Here is a 16,580-nt window from a genome sequence, read left to right as displayed (position 1 = left end):
CCTTACGCCGTGGCCAGTTCGGCCCGCTTTGCGTGAAGGCGTTTCACCAGTTCGCGTATTTCAGCGTCTGACTTGCCTGCGATACGCGCCGCGTTGATAGCCTGCACTTCATCGGCTGGCCAGCCTTTCGAGCGTTGCCCGATGGCTACCCCGGTGGTGAAAAGCCCCGCCTTGATGGCGTTGTAAATGCTTGCGTGGGAACGGTGCCCGGTTTCAGCCTTGACGGCTGGCATGCGAAGTATGGTCATTGAAAGCCCCTGTAGTTCATTGGCAGGTGTTGCCAATTGGGGCTAATGTCGGGGATGGAGTCTAGGCTGTGAAGTCGGTTTGCAAGCTCGCTGTTGGGCGTGCTGGCTAAACCTACGGTGTGCTAGCAGAGCGTAGCTTTTTCCATTCGGTTAAATGCTCCCGCACTGTGCGCCATTTGAGCGGTACTACTTTACCGGCCATATCCGACGCAGCATCGTCAAGCGATTTTCCTGGCTTGATGTTCTTGTCGGCCCAGGTGTAAACGGCGTCGCGCAGTTGATGATTTTCAGTGTGGCGTTTTAAGGCGTTTCGACGCGCCGTACTTTTCACCACACTTTCTTCATGGAGGCGAATGACTTCCATAACGGCATAAATATCCATTGACGTCCGGATATGTTGATTTATTGTCTGGACCCATTTTTCATATCTAGCGTCGTTGACAGAATCGTCATCATCGATCGGCGGGCACATCATCAGGTCCCAAAACGCCTCAGCAGTCTTCGTGGGGCGTTCGGCCTCCTCCTTTGACTTCTCTTCAATGGCTCGCAGCTTTTCTTTGTATGCGTCCCACTCAGCTTTATTTCGAAGGTTTTCTGCAAACTCCTCATCTGTCAGCTCATGGCCTGTGATCAGAATTAATTCATCTTTAAGTTCAGTCAATGTCAAAGGTCGACCGTACTGCTCTTCAAGGCTGTCCCATATCGAAAATTCGTCGTCTTCGTCGTTGTAATCTAGCTTTTTATCGTGTTGCATAGCGTCCCTAACGCTCCCTGATAAGGTGCCAGCCCAGCCCGTCAGGGAAACGGGTTTTCGGGGATCAGCCTAGGGACTGGCGAACTGGATGCGCCCGAAGGCGCGGCGGGCTGCTCAGGAAATTGATTCGCTAGCCTCAAGCTCGTTTACATAAGCAGGCGACATTAGCCACTGCTCTGCATCACCCTTTATGTTTTCGCAGCCGGTTAATTTTTTGCTTCCGAGATCAGCCATCCAGCCCATACGTGTAACCAGTTCGCGCACGGTGTTGAGCAGAGTGTTTAATTTTTCGTCTGCATCATCAGCAGCTTCTGACACTGAATGATAGAAAAGTCGGTCGATCTGGTGCGCAGAGTAAGCAATTTCCGTAAATAGATGATCCGCTGCTTTCACTTGGGCAACGTGTTTAGAATCGTTTTCAGCCATGATTGAAGTCACTTTCATTTATGGTTAGGGGCTGGCAGGGTTGTCGCACCTACTTGCCCCGCCTACATGCCCCACATTAACCGGCGTGGGGCTTACCGGTTTTATGCCACTTTGAACGGGATCACGTCAGCACCCCGCGCCAGCTTGTCCAGATAGTCGGCCCATTGCTGCATCATCGCTGCCCGATGTTTCATGTACTGCGTGCGGTTGTAGGCCCTGCCATTGGCATCCTTCACCGCGTGGGCTAGCTGCGCTTCAATCACCAGCGGGTCAATGTTCAATTCCTCTGCCAGCAGCGTGCGCGCCGTAGCCCGGAAACCATGCACGCTTTGTGCGTCCGGCCCGTAACCCAGCGTCAGCAGCGCCGCCCGCAAGGTGTTGTCACTGATAGGCCGGTCGTGGCTGCGTTCACCGTGAAAGCACAGTGCCCCGTGTCCCGTCAGCGGGTGCAGCTTGCGCAGTATCTCCACCGCCTGCGTGGGCAATGGCACTTGATGCGGGTCGCCGTTGCGCTTGCCCTCTACGCTCCTTTTCATTCGCGCCGCCGGGATAGTCCACAGTGCTGCATTAAGATCAAATTCGGCCCATGCCGCCGCCCGTAGTTCGCCAGGACGTTGAAACAGCATGGGTGCAAGCTGTAGCGCCGCCCGCACAATCGGCCCGCCCTGATAGCCCCGGATCACCCGGATCAGCTCCCCCAGCTTTAGCGGGTCTGTGATGGCTGCAAAGTGTTTGCCGTGGTGTGGCTTCAATGCGCCGCGAATATCGGCGCTAACGTCCCGCTGTGCCCTGCCAGTGGCCACCGCATAGCGCCACACCTGCCCCGCCGTTGTCAGTACCCGGTGCGCAACATCCAGCGCGCCGCGTTCTTCAACCCTGCGCACCGTGGCCAGCAGCTCGATGGCTTCAATCTCACCGATGTTCCGCTCACCCAAAAACGGGAACAGGTCTTTTTCAAGATTGCGCTTTTCACGGATGGCGTAATGACTGCTCCAGCTATCCAGCTTCATTGCGTACCATTCCAGCGCGGTCGCCTTAAATGTGTTCCCCGCCGGGGTAAGGGCTTTGAGCTTTTCGATCTTCCGCGTCTGCACGGGATCAAGCCCCTCGGACTTTTTCAGCTTTGCCGCATCGCGCGCCTTGCGCGCCGCCGCAAGGGTCACAGTGGGATAGCTTCCCAGCGCCAGCCGCGATTCTTTGCCGTCTGCGTAGATCTTCCAGAACCAGCGTTTTGACCCGGCGGGGCTTACTTCAAGGTAGAGGCCACCGGAATCAGTTAACCGCGCCCGCTTCTTGTCCGGGGAACAGGTGGCATTGCGGCAGTCGGCATCGGTCAACATGGGGTTTCTCCAGTGAAACCGGGGAACAAAGGCCCAAAAAGGCCATTTATCCCGGTCTGTTCCCCGTTATGTTCCCCGGTTTGAGATTGCCAGTCAATAGATGGCTTTGTACGCCGTTGCAGCGTAAGACCTTGATTTACCAATGAAAAAGGCCCCTAAGTATCGCTACTTAGAGGCCTTTAGAGTACCTACTGGTCGGTGTGAAAGGATTCGAACCTTCGACCCCTTGCACCCCATGCAAGTGCGCTACCAGGCTGCGCCACACACCGTTTCAAGCCTCAAATTATAGCGCGCTTCCTCTGGCCACTTCAGTAAGTAACACTGAGCAGATCTCGAATTTCAAACAATTCGCGGCGTACAAGTTGCAGCCGCTGCTGCGCCGCACTGCCGTCAGGCAAATGCGCAATGTCCGAGGCGCTGTCTTCGAAGTCCACCGAGTCACCGAAGTCATCAAGCGTAGAGTCACCCGCCTCCATCACATCGACGCCTTCGAGCATTACCTCGCCATTGCGGCGCTTGTCACGTTCGATTTGAACGATATCCTGTAGCTTGTTGCGCGCACCACTGATGGTGAAACCCTGGTCGTAAAGCAGATCGCGGATTCTGCGGATCATCAGCACCTCATGGTGCTGGTAATAGCGACGGTTGCCGCGCCTCTTCATCGGGCGCAGCTGCGTGAACTCTTGCTCCCAATAACGGAGCACATGAGGTTTGACGCCACACAAATCGCTGACTTCACCGATGGTGAAATAGCGTTTGGCGGGAATGGGGGGGAGAGTTTTCTCCAATTAAATCAATGCGCTAAGCGGTAAAGCTATAAATCTACTCTAAGTCTAAGCTTAGTGCAAATAGTTACAAACAGATAGCCCAGATGTGTTGTTTAGGCACATGCCTGGCTTGTTCGACATACAAGGTGGACCGGTCCGGTAGAAGCCGGCAACCGATTTAGGGCAATTATTCGCCCGTGACAAGCAGCGCTTCGACGGCACCAGCCGTTTGACCTTGGATGTGCTCTTTGAGCTTGTGGCTGGCATGAAACGTCACTACGCGACGCGCCTGGATAGGGATCGACTCCCCGGTGCGGGGATTGCGCCCCGGACGCGGGGCTTTGGTGCGAATCTGAAAATTGCCAAAACCCGAGATTTTCACGTCATTACCGTCGACCAGGCAGTCGGAAATCAGGTCAAAAAAAGCGTCGATCATGTCTTTGGATTCGCGCTTGTTCAGTCCGATCTGTTCAAACAACAATTCGGCGAGATGGGCTTTGGTGAGCGCGGGACTTTCAAGACTTTCAACGGAAAATTCCACGCTGCACTCCTCACTGATAACTGTTGTTGTTGGAAACCTCAGGCACGCAAGCGCGCCTGCAATCGAACCTGGAGACTGGTCAGCACCGCCTGAGTGACCGCTTCGATTTGTTCGTCGGTCAGTGTAGCGTCGTCGCTGCCGAGGACCAAGCGCACCGCCAGGCTTTTTTCGCCGAGCTGCATCACGGTATTGCCATGTTGCGGTTTGTAGACATCAAAGAGGGTGGCGGACTTCAGCAAACCCTGGGTGTCGGCAGCATGGATGCCCGCCATCAGGGCTGCGTGTGTCACCCCTTCTGCCACGATCACGGCAATGTCGCGCTCAATCGGATGCAGCTTGCTGACCGCCTGGAACTTGGGGACTGGCCGCTGCAACAGGGCGTTGAGGTCGAGTTCAAAGATAATCGGCGCCTGCGCCAGCTCATAGCCTTGGCGCCATTGCGGGTGCAACTCGCCGACAAAACCGATGGCGTGGCCGTTGACCGCCACACTGGCACAACGGCCGGGATGCATGGCGGGATGGCTGCCCGGCATGAACACCGCCGGCAGCGGCGACAACAGGGCTTGCACATCACCCTTGACGTCGAAGAAGTCCACACCCTTGTCGGACAGGCTCCACTGCAATCCTTCGCGCGGCCCATATGCCAGACCAGCCACGCGCATGGGCTGGTCAAAACCCGCTACCGTGGTGTCGGTATTCAAGCTGGCTGGGTCGCGCAAAAACACGCGCCCCAACTCAAACACATTGACACGGCCGGCCTTGCGGTCGATGTTGAATTTCAGCACTTGCAGCAGCGAGCCAAGCAGGGACGAACGCATCACGCTCATCTGGCTGGCGATCGGGTTCAGCAGCTTGATGGGATGGGGGTTGCCGGCAAGTTCATGCTCCCAGCGCTCTTCGACAAAACTGAAATTGATGGTTTCCTGGTAGCCCAGGCCCGCCAGCGCTCGCCGCACCGCAAACCCGCTGCGCTGCGCCTCCGTACGGACGTGTGCGGTGATGGGCGCCAGCGGCGGTGTCGCCGGCAGTTGCTGGTAACCGATCATCCGCACGACTTCCTCGATCAGGTCTTCCTCGATCTGCAGGTCGAAGCGGTAACTTGGCGGCGTGACCCTCAGCGTGCCCTCGCCTTCCGTTACCGGCAATCCCAGGCGCCGCAGCGCGTCGGCGCACTGCGCCTGGGTCAAAGGCATGCCGATGACCTTGACGGCACGCGCAACCCGCAGAGTGACGGGAGCGGCTTCCGGCATGCTGACCCGCACATCGTCGATGGGACCGCAGACGGTGTCCGGCGTGCCGCAGATGTCGAGGATCAGTTGCGTGATGCGTTCGATGTGCTCAACCGTCTGGCCAGGATCGACACCGCGCTCAAAGCGGTGCCCGGCATCGGTGGAGAAATTGTAGCGGCGTGAACGCCCGGCAATCGCCTTCGGCCACCAAAAAGCCGCTTCCACATAAATACTTTCTGTTGTGTCCGACACCGCCGTGGCGTCGCCGCCCATGATGCCGGCCAACGACTCGACCTGGCTACCGTCGGCAATCACACCGACTTTTTCATCGACCGTCACGGTGCTGCCGTTGAGCAGCTTGAGCGATTCGCCAGACTTGCCCCAGCGCACATCGAGGCCGCCATGGATCTTGTCGAGGTCAAAAATATGCGACGGACGGCCCAGCTCGAACATCACATAGTTGGAAATATCCACCAGCGCCGTGACGCTGCGCTGGCCGCAACGTGCAAGGCGATCCACCATCCAGGCGGGTGTGATTGCCTGGGTGTTGACCTTGCGCACGATGCGGCCGGAAAAACGGCCGCACAGGTCAGGTGCACTGATGGTGACGGGAAGTTTGTCAGCACCCGACACAGCGACCGGTGGGAAGGCCGGGGCTTTCAGCGGCGCACCTGTCAGGGCGGCAACTTCGCGGGCCACGCCGTACACGCTCAGGCAATGCGCAAGATTGGGCGTGAGCTTGAGGGTGAACAAGGTGTCATCGAGATTCAGGTGCGCACGGATGTCCTGGCCGACCCGTGCATCAGTGGCAAGTTCCAGCAGGCCGCCGTGGTCTTCCGACAACTTGAGTTCACGGGCCGAACACAACATGCCCTGGCTTTCCACGCCTCGCAGCTTGCCAACCTTGATCAGGAAGGGCTTGCCGTCCTCGCCGGGGGGTAGTTCTGCGCCAACCAGGGCACAGGGCACCTTGATGCCGACACGCGCATTCGGCGCGCCGCAAACGATATTGAGCAGGGTGCCCTGCCCCACGTCCACCTGGCAGACGCGTAATCGGTCAGCGTCCGGGTGCTGCACCGCTTCACGGATCTCGCCGACGACAATTTTGGTGAATGGCGGTGCCACCGGTTTGAGTTCTTCGACCTCCAGGCCGGCCATGGTCAGCGTTTCGGCCAGGGCTTCGGTGCTCAGAGGGGGGTTGCAGAATTCGCGCAACCAGGATTCGGGAAATTGCATGTGGTGATCAAGCCTGGTGGGTTACTGGAACTGCGACAGAAAACGCAGGTCGCCGTCGAAGAACAGCCGCAAGTCATTGACGCCATAACGCAGCATGGTCAACCGGTCCGGCCCCATGCCGAAGGCAAACCCGATGTACAGCTCTGGGTCCAGGCCCATGTTGCGCACCACGTTCGGATGCACCTGGCCGGAGCCTGCCACTTCCAGCCAGCGGCCAGCCAATGGGCCCGCCTGGAACTGAATGTCGATCTCGGCGCTGGGCTCTGTGAACGGGAAAAAGCTGGGACGAAAACGCAGCACCAGGTCATCGCTTTCGAAAAATGTCCGGCAAAAGTCAGTGAACACCACCTTCAGGTCCTTGAAGCTGACGTTTTCGCCTATCCACAGGCCTTCGCACTGATGGAACATCGGCGAATGCGTGGCATCGCTGTCGACGCGGTAGGTGCGGCCCGGCGCGATCACGCGTATCTCCGGCATCGCACCACCGGCATCAATCAGTGCGCGGTGCTTTTTGACGTGCTGCACGGCATACCGGATCTGCATCGGGCTGGTGTGGGTGCGCAGCAGGTTGGGAGCGGTTTCGGTGCCGCCCTCGACATAAAAGGTGTCGTGCATCGAACGCGCCGGATGGTCCTCGGGTGTATTTAGCGCGGTGAAGTTAAACCAGTCAGTTTCGATCTCCGGGCCTTGCGCGACATCAAAACCCATGGAGCCGAAAATCGCCTCGATGCGCTCGAGCGTCAACGACACCGGATGCAGGCCACCCGTGGGCCGCTGGCGGCCCGGCAGACTCACATCAAGGGCCTCGGCCTTGAGCTGGAGCTGTAACTCGGCATCGGCCAGCGCCTGGCGGCGCGCGGTCAGCGCGGTTTCGATGGCCTGCTTGGCAAGGTTGATGGCGGCGCCGCGGGACTTCTTCTCGTCCACCGGCAGGGCCGCCAGGCCTTTCATGAGTTCGGTGATGCGCCCGGCTTTGCCCAGGAACCGGGCTTTCGCATTTTCCAGGTCGGCGGGTGTGCCCGCTTGCGCAAAACCGGCTTTTGCCGAATCCACCAGAGCATCAAGTTCGTTCATAAATTTCTTGTAATTAACTTGCCAACTGCGGCAGCCCCTGTTGCTGCCCCATCAACGGAAAAGGGCCAGAGCCTTTTCAAGCTCCAGCCCTTTATTTTCGTACGCAAGCCGCTATTAATTCAATAGCGTCCTGCCCTGAAAATCAGGCAGCCAGCTTGGCCCTGACCTGATCCACGATGGCACCAAAAGCGGCGCTGTCATGGATTGCCATGTCGGACAGAACCTTGCGGTCGATCTCGATGCCGGCTTTTTTCAGGCCGTTGGCAAACTGGCTGTAGGTCATGCCGAACGAACGGCTGGCGGCGTTGATACGCGCAATCCAGAGGCGGCGGAACACGCGCTTTTTGGTGCGACGGTCACGGTAGGCATATTGCCCGGCCTTCATCACCGCTTCTTTGGCGATCCTGAAGACATTGCCGCGGCGGCCGCGGAAACCTTTTGCAAGGGCGAGAACTTTTTTGTGGCGGGCGCGAGCCGTTACACCACGTTTGACGCGAGGCATGTGAGTACTCCTTGTTCGTCGTTAATTAAATGCCCATGCCGGGCAGCATCTGTGCCATGTGACCCATATTGGTCTCATGAACAGCAACTGAACCACGCAGGTGACGTTTGTTTTTGGTGGTCTTCTTGGTCAGGATGTGACGTTTAAAGGCTTGACCGCGCTTGACGGTGCCACCAGGACGAACGCGGAAACGCTTTTTGGCGCCGCTTTTGGTCTTCATTTTGGGCATTGAATGCTCCTTTTCATTTGTGCTCGTGAGGCGCTGCGAACCTTCCGCAGACTTGATGGCCCCGAGCCACTTGTAGTGGCGAGTTTTTAGCTCTTCCACTTGTAATGGCGAGTTTCACGTCGCCACGTTTGGAAAGCAGTGTGACCTGCCTTCGCGGGACATGCTTTCGCATCCCCCCTTTAAAACCCGCCGGTAACCACACCTGCAGGCTCAAACTCCTCTTGCGACAGCGCCCTCAGGCGTTTGTCGATGCTACCGGTGCCGCTTCCGCGGGCGCCGCTGCGGGCTTGGCAGCTACCTTCTTCTTGCCCGGCGCGATCATCATGACCATCTGCCGGCCTTCGAGCTTGGGAAACTGCTCCACCACTATCAAATCAGCCAACTCGTCACGGATACGCGCCAGCAGGGCCAGACCCAGCTCTTGGTGCGTGATCTCGCGACCGCGAAAACGCAAGGTGATCTTGCACTTGTCGCCCTCTTCCAAAAAGCGCTTGATATTGCGCAATTTGATGTTGTAGTCCCCATCGTCGGTACCGGGCCGGAACTTGATTTCCTTGACCTCGATGACCTTCTGCTTGGACTTCGCTTCTGCCGCTTTTTTCTGCTCGGCGTACTTGAACTTGCCGTAATCCATCAACCGACACACTGGCGGAACCGCAGTGGGGGAGATTTCAACAAGGTCAACGTCCGCCTCACCTGCCAGGCGCAGGGCTTCCATGATGCTGACAACGCCCAAAGGCTCATTGTCGGGCCCTGTGAGGCGTACCTCAGGGGCCATGATTTCACGGTTCAAGCGGTGCTTGCGTTCTTCACGGTGACGGCGGTCACGAAATTCAGTAGCGATGGTTTTAATCCTGTAAACATTGCTATAAAAGCTATAGCGGCTTGCGCCCGTCCAGCAAGGACGAATAGCCGACTTGACTCACAAAGAAGTCAACAATCAGGCTTTTTGGGTAATGTCAGAGGCAATCGTCTGGACGAAGGCTTCGAGCGACATGACGCCAAGGTCTTTGTTACCCCGGGCGCGCACGGCAACCGCGCCGGCTTCCTTCTCCTTGTCGCCCACGACCAGAATGTAAGGCAGCTTTTGCATTGAGTGCTCCCGTATTTTATACGTAATTTTCTCATTGCGCAGGTCGACGTTGACCCTAAGCCCTTGATTTTGAAGCGTTTTAGCTATTTCGCGACAGTATTCAGCCTGTGCATCGGTGATATTGAGGACCGAAACCTGCACCGGCGCCAGCCAGGTTGGCAGCGCGCCGGCGTGTTCCTCGATCAAAATCCCGATAAAGCGCTCCAGGCTGCCCACAATCGCCCGGTGCAGCATGACAGGTCTGTGCCGGGCACCGTCCTCGCCCACGTATTCCGCGTCCAGCCGCTCCGGCATCGAGAAATCGACCTGCATCGTGCCGCACTGCCACTGCCGGCCAATCGCGTCTTTCAGGGTGTATTCAATCTTAGGGCCGTAGAACGCGCCGTCGCCCGGTGAAATCTCGAACTCGCAGCCCGAGGCCCGCAGGCTTTCCATCAGCGCGTGTTCAGCCTTGTCCCAGCTCTCGTCAGAGCCAATACGCGCCTCGGGCCGCGTGGCAACCTTGTAGATGATGTTCTTGAAGCCGAAGTCGGTGTACACCTTCTGCAGCAGGGTCGTGTAGTCGACACATTCCTTGAGGATCTGCTCCTCGGTGCAGAAGATGTGGCCGTCGTCCTGTGTGAAACCTCGCACCCGCATGATGCCGTGCAGGCCGCCCGAGGGCTCATTGCGGTGGCACTGGCCAAATTCGCCGTAACGCAGTGGCAGGTCGCGGTAACTCTTGATGCCCTGCTTGAAGATCAGGATGTGGCCGGGGCAGTTCATGGGCTTGAGTGCGTACTCGCGTTTTTCGCTCTCTGTCGTGAACATGTTGTCGCGGTACTTGTCCCAGTGACCGGTTTTTTCCCACAGCGTCTTGTCAATGATCTGCGGCCCCTTGACCTCCTGGTAACCGTTGTCCTGGTAAACCTTGCGCATGTACTGCTCGACGCCCTGCCACACGGTCCAGCCCTTGGGGTGCCAGAACACCAGGCCTGGTGCGTGGTCGTCGATATGGAACAGGTCGAGTTCGCGGCCCAGCTTGCGGTGGTCGCGCTTTTCCGCCTCCTCCAGCATGGTCAGGTACTGCTGCAGTTCGTCTTTCGTGGCCCAGGCCGTGCCGTAGATGCGCTGCAGCATCTCGTTGTTGTGGTCGCCGCGCCAGTAGGCGCCAGCCAGCTTCATCAGCTTGAAGAACTTCAGCTTGCCGGTGCTGGGCACGTGCGGGCCGCGGCACAAATCCTCGAACTTGCCTTCGCGGTACAGCGACACATCTTCATTGGCCGGGATGCTGGCAATGATCTCGGCCTTGTAGTGTTCGCCGATCGCCTTGAAGTGGGCCACAGCTTCGTCACGCGGCAACACACGGCGCGTCACCGGCTCGTCCTTGGCGGCCAGCTCAGTCATTTTCTTTTCAATGGCCGCCAGATCGTCCGGCGTGAAGGGCCGCTTATACGAAAAGTCATAGAAGAAGCCGTTTTCGATCACCGGGCCAATCGTGACCTGCGCATCGGGAAACAATTCCTTGACAGCGTAGGCCAGCAGGTGGGCAGCCGAATGGCGGATCATGTCCAGGCCTTCGGGGTCCCTGGCCGTGATGATGGCCAGCGGGCTGTCGGCGGTAATCAGGTAGCTGGTGTCCACCACCTTGCCGTTGACCTTGCCCCCGAGCGCGGCTTTGGCCAGGCCGGCACCGATGGAGGCGGCGACTTCGGCGACCGTCACCGATTCGGGGAATTCACGGATCGAAGCGTCTGGCAGCGTAATTTTGATCATGGTGGTCTGGCTCGGACAATAAAAAAGCGCGGTGACTGCCGCGCTTTGCTTGAGGTTGGATTGGAGGAATGCTATTGAATCAGTAGCTATAAATCACCTGGGGGTGCGGCTAGCGCCCTGGATGACTCCAAACTGGAGGCGTGGTCGTAGTTCGCGGTGTCATAACCCGGACTATCCTTCCTGTTTCCAGCTTGATTGATTGCATGGCGATATTTTACGGCAGCTTTGGCCAGGCGGCTCAGGGCGGGTCCGGCGGAAAAAACGCCAGCCCCATGCAACGCGGGCAGTCGGCGATCACGGTCTGCTTTTCGACCTCGAGGTCCTCGTTGGTATTTTCGCTGTCGATGCGCAGTTCGCCGGTCCCATGGCAGTCCGGGCAAGGCGTCCTTTTGGAACCCATGGTGGCGTCCGACATCACGTGCTCCCGCAGTGTGGCTTGAATCAGCCGCACTCTACGCGAAAACCGCCACAAGCCCAAGAAAAAAGCCCGGCCTGCGCATGAAGCGCGGGCCGGGCCGCAGCCGCTGCAAAGCGGCAGCTTTCAGGGCGTATCAGCTCAGTGGAACTGCTCTTCTTCGGTCGAGCCGGTCAGCGCGGTCACGCTGGACTTGCCGCCCTGGATGGCCGTGGTCACTTCGTCGAAGTAACCGGTGCCGACTTCCTGCTGGTGCGACACAAAGGTGTAGCCGCGGTCGCGCGCTGCGAATTCGGGCTCCTGCACCTTCTCGATGTACGCCGTCATGCCGCGCTTGACGTAGTCCTGCGACAGGTCATACATGTTGTACCACATGGAGTGGATGCCGGCGAGCGTGATGAACTGGTACTTGTAACCCATGGCGCCGAGCTCGCGCTGGAACTTGGCAATCGTCGCGTCGTCCAGGTTTTTCTTCCAGTTGAATGACGGCGAGCAGTTGTAGGCCAGCATCTTGCCGGGGTGCACCTTGTGCACGGCGTCGGCGAACTTCTTGGCGAAATCGAGGTCGGGCGTACCGGTCTCGCACCACACCAGGTCGGCGTAATGCGCATAGGCATTGGCGCGGGCGACGGCCTGGTCCATGCCCTTGCGGGTCTTGTAGAAACCTTCTGCCGTGCGCTCACCGGTCAGGAAAGGCTTGTCGATCTCGTCGTAGTCGGAGGTCAGCAGGTCGGCAGCTTCCGCGTCGGTGCGCGCAATCACGAGTGTTGGCACGCCCAGAACGTCGGCCGCCATGCGGGCAGCGATCAGCTTCTGGCACGACTCGCGTGTCGGCAACAGCACCTTGCCGCCCATGTGGCCGCACTTCTTGACGGACGCGAGCTGGTCTTCCCAGTGCACGGCACCGGCGCCGGCCTTGATCATGGCCTTCATCAACTCAAAAGCATTGAGCACACCGCCGAAACCGGCTTCTGCATCGGCCACGATGGGCGCAAAGTAGTCGATGTAATCCTTGTCGCCGGCGTCGATGCCCTTGGAGTGCTGGATCTCGTCGGCACGGCGGAAAGTGTTGTTGATGGTCTCAACCACCTTGGGCACCGAATCCACTGGGTACAGCGACTGGTCGGGGTACATCGACGAGTAAGTGTTGTTGTCGGCGGCGACCTGCCAGCCCGAGAGGTAGATGGCTTTCACGCCGGCCTTGACCTGCTGCATGGCCTGGCCGCCCGTCAGCGCACCCAGGGTGTTCACATAAGGTTCGGTGTGCAGCAGGTTCCAGAGTTTTTCGGCGCCGCGGCGGGCCAGCGTGTGCTCGATCGGGAAGGAGCCGCGCAGGCGCACGACGTCGGCGGCGCTGTAGCCGCGCTTGATGCCTTTCCAGCGGGGGTTGGTCGCCCAGTCTTTTTCGAGGGCGGCAATTTGCTGTTCGCGGCTCAGTTGTTCGGTGAGGGTCTGTGGCATGGGGTCACTCCGGAGGTTGAAAGAAAAAGGGGACAAACCGGGCTGCACTTCTTTGCTTGCCGTGCTGTTTGTTCTGAGCTCCACTTTAAGTCTTCTACAAGACTTTGTTAAGCTCTTATGTCTTATATAAGACAAAAATCTTTTCCAATAAAATCAAGCATCTTCAGAGAAATTATTGCAATGTGAAAAACATTTTCTTGCATTGAGAAATTTTGGCGCATTGCAGCATTTAAGAATCTCACAATATGGAATGATTTCTCCAATCATGAAATGTGGCCTGTTCAAGCAGTGCTGACCGCCAGGAGGACAGTGTTCTGCGGAAATCGCCCGCCGACTCACGGCCGGCGCCTGAAATCAGGAGGCCGGCGTGCGGAGACGCCAATCGCCGCTGGTGATGACCGGGCAACCCGCCAGACGGGATGCGTCGATTTCATAAACCAGGCAAACCGGCCCTGCCGCAGAGCCAGCGCCCTCCCTTTGCACCTCCACTTCACGCTTGCGATACTCGCCGGTCTGCAGTGGCCAGACTTCCTCGATCTCGTCGAGCAGGCGTTCGAGCTCGGCGCTGATCGCATAGATCTCGCCGGTCACCCTGTTCGCGCCACCGAGCAGCAGCCCAGGATAGGAGCCGAGGTCGTAGAGCCTGCCTGCCACGCTGGCCATGCCAACAAACACCGGTGCCGGCTGCAAGCGGGTGATGTCGCGCACCTCCCCGCGGCGTAAGGTGCCATAGACAAAAACGTGGCGAGTGGCGGGCGTGGTCATGGGTTCAGTTCGCAAATTGAGGCATGATTTCCGCTCATTGTTGCAGCCCCGGCAGCAGCGCCGCACCACTTCAGAAAGAACCCCGCTTTAATGAACCGCATTCTGGCCTACGCCTGCCTGGGTCTCAGCATGTCGCTGGTCGGCAGCTACGTGGCGCTGTCCAAACCGCTGGTGGCGATCTTCCCCGTGTTCCTGCTGGCCTGGCTGCGTTTCGGTATCGGCGGCGCGGCCATGCTGCACTGGCTGAAAAAACCCGTCGACGAAGCGCCAATGACGCGCCAGACGCGGCAACTGGTGTTCCTCGAATCCTTTCTCGGCAACTTTCTGTTTTCGATCTGCATGTTGTATGGCGTCAGCCTGTCTAGCACAGTCGCCGCCGGCGTCATCATGGCAGCCATTCCCGCCGTGGTGGCGACGCTGAGCTGGCTGTTCCTGCGCGAGCGCATCAGCCCGCGGGTGTGGCTGGCAGTGGCCTGCGCGGTGCTCGGCATTGCGCTGGTGTCGCTATCAAAATCAGAGCCTCCCAACCCCGCCGGACAAGGGCTGGAGGCCGATTTTTCTTCGAAAACGGTTTGGCTGGGCAACCTGCTGCTGCTCGGCGCGGTGCTCTGCGAAGCCGCTTATGCGGTGATCGGCAAAAAGCTCACCGGTGCGCTGGGCGCCAAACGCATCACCGCGCTGATCAACCTCTGGGGTTTTGTGCTGGTGACACCCATGGGCCTGTGGCTGGCCTGGAGTTTTGACTTTGCGGCAGTGGCGTCGGCAAGCTGGCTGCTGCTGCTGTTTTACGCGTTGGCCGCCAGTGTCTGGACGGTGTGGCTGTGGATGACAGGCCTCAAAGGTGTGCCGGCCAGCAGGGCCGGTGTTTTCACCGTGATGCTGCCCATCAGCGCGGCGCTGGTCGGCGTGTTTGTACTGGGCGAGCCCATGGGAGCGGCGCAAGGAGCGGCCTTTGCGCTGGCGCTGGCGGGTGTGGTGCTGGCCACGCTGCCCCAGCGCGCCAGAGGCTAGGGAAGCGCTGAACAAGCCCCCTGCGGCGCGCAATCACCCGGACTCGGGCGGTCTGCTGCGTTGGCTTTCTTGTCAATAGCCAGCTATTGACTGCGAAATCCACCTTGCATCCCATCCCGATCCGGCTGCCGCACTTCCGCAAGGACTTACTCAGCGCTTCCTTGGCACCTCAGCCCGCGAACAGTTGCTTGTGCAGCTCGCGCAGCAAATTCTTCTGCACCTTGCCCATGGTGTTGCGCGGCAGTTCGGTCACCACAAAACAGCGCTTGGGAATCTTGAAGTTGGCCAGCCCCGATTTCAAGGCGGAAATGATGGCCTCCCCGTCAAGCGTATTGCCGGGTCTGGCGATCACGATGGCCACGCCAACCTCGCCGAAGTCAGGGTGCGGCACGCCGACCACCGCGCTCTCAACCACACCGGGCATGTCATTGATGTAGCCCTCGATCTCGGCCGGGTAAACGTTGTAGCCGCCGCTGATGATCAGGTCCTTGCTGCGCCCGACGATGTGGATATAGCCGCGTTCGTCGATTTTTCCGACGTCACCAGTCTTGAAGAATCCATCGGCTGTGAACTCTTCTTTTGTTTTTTCCGGCATGCGCCAGTAACCCTGGAACACGTTAGGGCCCTGGACCTCGATGCCGCCGACCTCGCCGGCCGGCAGCGGCTGGCCACCATCGCCCTGCACCCGAAGCTTGACCCCCGGCAACGCGAAACCGACAGTGCCACCGCGGCGTTCGCCCTCATAGGGGTTGGAGGTAAGCATGGCAGTCTCACTCATGCCGTAACGCTCCAGAATCGTGTGGCCGGTGCGTTCCTGCCAGGCCTTGAAGGTTTCGATCAGCAGCGGCGCCGATCCGGCGACAAACAGGCGCATGTTGCGGCAAGCCTCGCGCGTGAGCCCTGGCTCGGCCAGCAGGCGCACATACAACGTAGGCACGCCCATGAAGACGGTGGCCTCAGGCAGCTTGTCGACAACGAGCTTCGGATCGAACTTCGACAGCCAGATCATCTTGCTGCCGTTGATCAGCGCGCCGTGGATGGCGACGAACAGGCCGTGCACATGAAAAATCGGCAGCGCATGAATCAGCACATCGCCACGGCCTTCAGGCCCTCCGGTAGCCGTCCAGCCCCAATAGTCCTTGAGCACCTGCGCGTTGTCAGACAGGTTGCCGTGCGACAACATGGCACCCTTGCTGCGCCCGGTGGTACCGCTGGTGTACAAAATCGCCGCCAGATCATCGGCCTTGCGCTGCACTACCTCATGCCTGTCGCTGCATTGCGCGGCGCGGTCCAGCAGCGAGCCGATGCGGTTGTCGTCCAGGCTGAAGACGTTGTAGGTGCCATGCTGGAACGCGATCTTGCTGACCCAGCCGAAATTTTTGCGTCCGCACACCACCACCGAGGGCTCGGCGTTGGCGATGAAATATTCCATCTCGGCGCTTTGGTAGGCGGTGTTCAGTGGCAGGAACACATAGCCGGCGCGCAGGGTGGCAAGATACAGCATCATGGCCTCGACCGATTTTTCAACCTGCACTGCGATGCGCGCGCCCTCAGGCAACTGCAGCGACTTCAGCAAGTTGGCCAGCATGGCCGTGCCGCGCTCCAGGTCCCCCCAGGAGTAATACAGGCCACTGTCGGTCTCGACCGCAATGGCGTCGAGGTCCTCGGGAAAGGCCGCGCGCAAGGCGGCGAACAGATTGTTGTTTTTCATTGCTGGTTCACCTGGAGATCGGG

At 59.0% G+C, this 16,580-nt stretch carries 17 protein-coding genes and 1 tRNA gene; 1 reads left to right on the top strand and 17 read right to left on the bottom strand.

What is annotated here, in order from left to right; all coding sequences use genetic code 11:
- Positions 1–2: 2 nt before the first annotated feature.
- From IEX16_RS11245 to IEX16_RS11170, 16 genes are all read right to left on the bottom strand, one after another.
- Positions 3–248, bottom strand: coding sequence for a helix-turn-helix transcriptional regulator (locus tag IEX16_RS11245; RefSeq protein WP_188708578.1), 246 nt, complete (start codon positions 246–248; stop codon positions 3–5).
- A gap of 112 nt (positions 249–360) precedes the next feature.
- The gene (locus IEX16_RS11240) at positions 361–1,002 is read right to left on the bottom strand and encodes a hypothetical protein (RefSeq protein ID WP_188708577.1); all 642 of its coding nucleotides are present in this window, start codon (positions 1,000–1,002) and stop codon (positions 361–363) included.
- 114 nt (positions 1,003–1,116) lie between these two features.
- Positions 1,117–1,428 carry a hypothetical protein gene (locus IEX16_RS11235; RefSeq protein WP_188708576.1) on the bottom strand — a complete coding sequence of 104 codons (312 nt, stop codon included), beginning with the start codon at positions 1,426–1,428 and terminating at the stop codon, positions 1,117–1,119.
- A 101-nt stretch (positions 1,429–1,529) separates the two neighbouring features.
- Positions 1,530–2,768 carry a tyrosine-type recombinase/integrase gene (locus tag IEX16_RS11230; protein ID WP_188708575.1) on the bottom strand — a complete coding sequence of 413 codons (1,239 nt, stop codon included), beginning with the start codon at positions 2,766–2,768 and terminating at the stop codon, positions 1,530–1,532.
- A 192-nt stretch (positions 2,769–2,960) separates the two neighbouring features.
- Positions 2,961–3,037: transfer RNA gene (locus IEX16_RS11225), tRNA-Pro, on the bottom strand.
- A 39-nt stretch (positions 3,038–3,076) separates the two neighbouring features.
- Positions 3,077–3,556, bottom strand: coding sequence for a MerR family transcriptional regulator (locus IEX16_RS11220; RefSeq protein ID WP_188708574.1), 480 nt, complete (start codon positions 3,554–3,556; stop codon positions 3,077–3,079).
- 166 nt (positions 3,557–3,722) lie between these two features.
- The gene (locus IEX16_RS11215; RefSeq protein WP_188708573.1) at positions 3,723–4,076 is read right to left on the bottom strand and encodes an integration host factor subunit alpha; all 354 of its coding nucleotides are present in this window, start codon (positions 4,074–4,076) and stop codon (positions 3,723–3,725) included.
- Between the two features lie 38 nt (positions 4,077–4,114).
- Positions 4,115–6,541, bottom strand: a complete 2,427-nt coding sequence (gene pheT / locus IEX16_RS11210; RefSeq protein ID WP_188708572.1) for a phenylalanine--tRNA ligase subunit beta — start codon at positions 6,539–6,541, stop codon at positions 4,115–4,117.
- 21 nt (positions 6,542–6,562) lie between these two features.
- The gene (gene pheS / locus IEX16_RS11205) at positions 6,563–7,615 is read right to left on the bottom strand and encodes a phenylalanine--tRNA ligase subunit alpha (RefSeq protein WP_188708571.1); all 1,053 of its coding nucleotides are present in this window, start codon (positions 7,613–7,615) and stop codon (positions 6,563–6,565) included.
- A 142-nt stretch (positions 7,616–7,757) separates the two neighbouring features.
- A complete protein-coding gene (gene rplT / locus IEX16_RS11200; RefSeq protein ID WP_188708570.1) occupies positions 7,758–8,117 on the bottom strand; it encodes a 50S ribosomal protein L20 in 360 nt (119 codons plus the stop codon).
- 25 nt (positions 8,118–8,142) lie between these two features.
- A complete protein-coding gene (gene rpmI, locus IEX16_RS11195) occupies positions 8,143–8,346 on the bottom strand; it encodes a 50S ribosomal protein L35 (protein ID WP_188708569.1) in 204 nt (67 codons plus the stop codon).
- Positions 8,347–8,581: 235 nt separating this feature from the next.
- Positions 8,582–9,199 (bottom strand): translation initiation factor IF-3, encoded by a 618-nt coding sequence (gene infC, locus IEX16_RS11190; RefSeq protein WP_188708702.1) that lies wholly within the window; start codon positions 9,197–9,199, stop codon positions 8,582–8,584.
- An 87-nt stretch (positions 9,200–9,286) separates the two neighbouring features.
- Positions 9,287–11,194, bottom strand: coding sequence for a threonine--tRNA ligase (gene thrS / locus IEX16_RS11185; RefSeq protein ID WP_188708568.1), 1,908 nt, complete (start codon positions 11,192–11,194; stop codon positions 9,287–9,289).
- Positions 11,195–11,432: 238 nt separating this feature from the next.
- On the bottom strand, positions 11,433–11,609 hold the full coding sequence (locus tag IEX16_RS11180; protein ID WP_188708567.1) for a hypothetical protein: 177 nt from the start codon (positions 11,607–11,609) through the stop codon (positions 11,433–11,435).
- 141 nt (positions 11,610–11,750) lie between these two features.
- Positions 11,751–13,070, bottom strand: a complete 1,320-nt coding sequence (aceA, locus tag IEX16_RS11175) for an isocitrate lyase (RefSeq protein ID WP_188708566.1) — start codon at positions 13,068–13,070, stop codon at positions 11,751–11,753.
- 354 nt (positions 13,071–13,424) lie between these two features.
- Positions 13,425–13,835, bottom strand: a complete 411-nt coding sequence (locus tag IEX16_RS11170; protein ID WP_188708565.1) for a gamma-glutamylcyclotransferase family protein — start codon at positions 13,833–13,835, stop codon at positions 13,425–13,427.
- Between the two features lie 90 nt (positions 13,836–13,925).
- Between IEX16_RS11170 and IEX16_RS11165 the strand changes: the two genes are divergently transcribed.
- Positions 13,926–14,846 (top strand): DMT family transporter, encoded by a 921-nt coding sequence (locus IEX16_RS11165; RefSeq protein WP_188708564.1) that lies wholly within the window; start codon positions 13,926–13,928, stop codon positions 14,844–14,846.
- Positions 14,847–15,015: 169 nt separating this feature from the next.
- Here the strand turns inward: IEX16_RS11165 and IEX16_RS11160 are convergent, their stop codons facing one another.
- Positions 15,016–16,557: a malonate--CoA ligase gene (locus tag IEX16_RS11160; RefSeq protein ID WP_188708563.1), complete on the bottom strand. Its 1,542-nt coding sequence runs from the start codon at positions 16,555–16,557 to the stop codon at positions 15,016–15,018.
- Between the last annotated feature and the right edge of the window lie 23 nt (positions 16,558–16,580).

Source organism: Polaromonas eurypsychrophila (assembly GCF_014641715.1).
In the GTDB taxonomy this organism is placed as follows: domain Bacteria; phylum Pseudomonadota; class Gammaproteobacteria; order Burkholderiales; family Burkholderiaceae_C; genus Polaromonas; species Polaromonas eurypsychrophila.
This window is presented reverse-complemented; position numbering and strand designations above follow the sequence as displayed.

Excerpts from the sequence above, each read along its gene's own strand:
- IEX16_RS11245 (WP_188708578.1), bottom strand. The coding sequence starts at position 248 with ATGACCATACTTCGCATGCCAGCCGTCAAGGCTGAAACCGGGCACCGT.
- IEX16_RS11240 (WP_188708577.1), bottom strand. The coding sequence starts at position 1,002 with ATGCAACACGATAAAAAGCTAGATTACAACGACGAAGACGACGAATTT.
- IEX16_RS11235 (WP_188708576.1), bottom strand. The coding sequence starts at position 1,428 with ATGGCTGAAAACGATTCTAAACACGTTGCCCAAGTGAAAGCAGCGGAT.
- IEX16_RS11230 (WP_188708575.1), bottom strand. The coding sequence starts at position 2,768 with ATGTTGACCGATGCCGACTGCCGCAATGCCACCTGTTCCCCGGACAAG.
- pheT (WP_188708572.1), bottom strand. The coding sequence starts at position 6,541 with ATGCAATTTCCCGAATCCTGGTTGCGCGAATTCTGCAACCCCCCTCTG.
- pheS (WP_188708571.1), bottom strand. The coding sequence starts at position 7,615 with ATGAACGAACTTGATGCTCTGGTGGATTCGGCAAAAGCCGGTTTTGCG.
- rplT (WP_188708570.1), bottom strand. The coding sequence starts at position 8,117 with ATGCCTCGCGTCAAACGTGGTGTAACGGCTCGCGCCCGCCACAAAAAA.
- rpmI (WP_188708569.1), bottom strand. The coding sequence starts at position 8,346 with ATGCCCAAAATGAAGACCAAAAGCGGCGCCAAAAAGCGTTTCCGCGTT.
- thrS (WP_188708568.1), bottom strand. The coding sequence starts at position 11,194 with ATGATCAAAATTACGCTGCCAGACGCTTCGATCCGTGAATTCCCCGAA.
- IEX16_RS11180 (WP_188708567.1), bottom strand. The coding sequence starts at position 11,609 with ATGTCGGACGCCACCATGGGTTCCAAAAGGACGCCTTGCCCGGACTGC.
- aceA (WP_188708566.1), bottom strand. The coding sequence starts at position 13,070 with ATGCCACAGACCCTCACCGAACAACTGAGCCGCGAACAGCAAATTGCC.
- IEX16_RS11170 (WP_188708565.1), bottom strand. The coding sequence starts at position 13,835 with ATGACCACGCCCGCCACTCGCCACGTTTTTGTCTATGGCACCTTACGC.
- IEX16_RS11165 (WP_188708564.1), top strand. The coding sequence starts at position 13,926 with ATGAACCGCATTCTGGCCTACGCCTGCCTGGGTCTCAGCATGTCGCTG.
- IEX16_RS11160 (WP_188708563.1), bottom strand. The coding sequence starts at position 16,557 with ATGAAAAACAACAATCTGTTCGCCGCCTTGCGCGCGGCCTTTCCCGAG.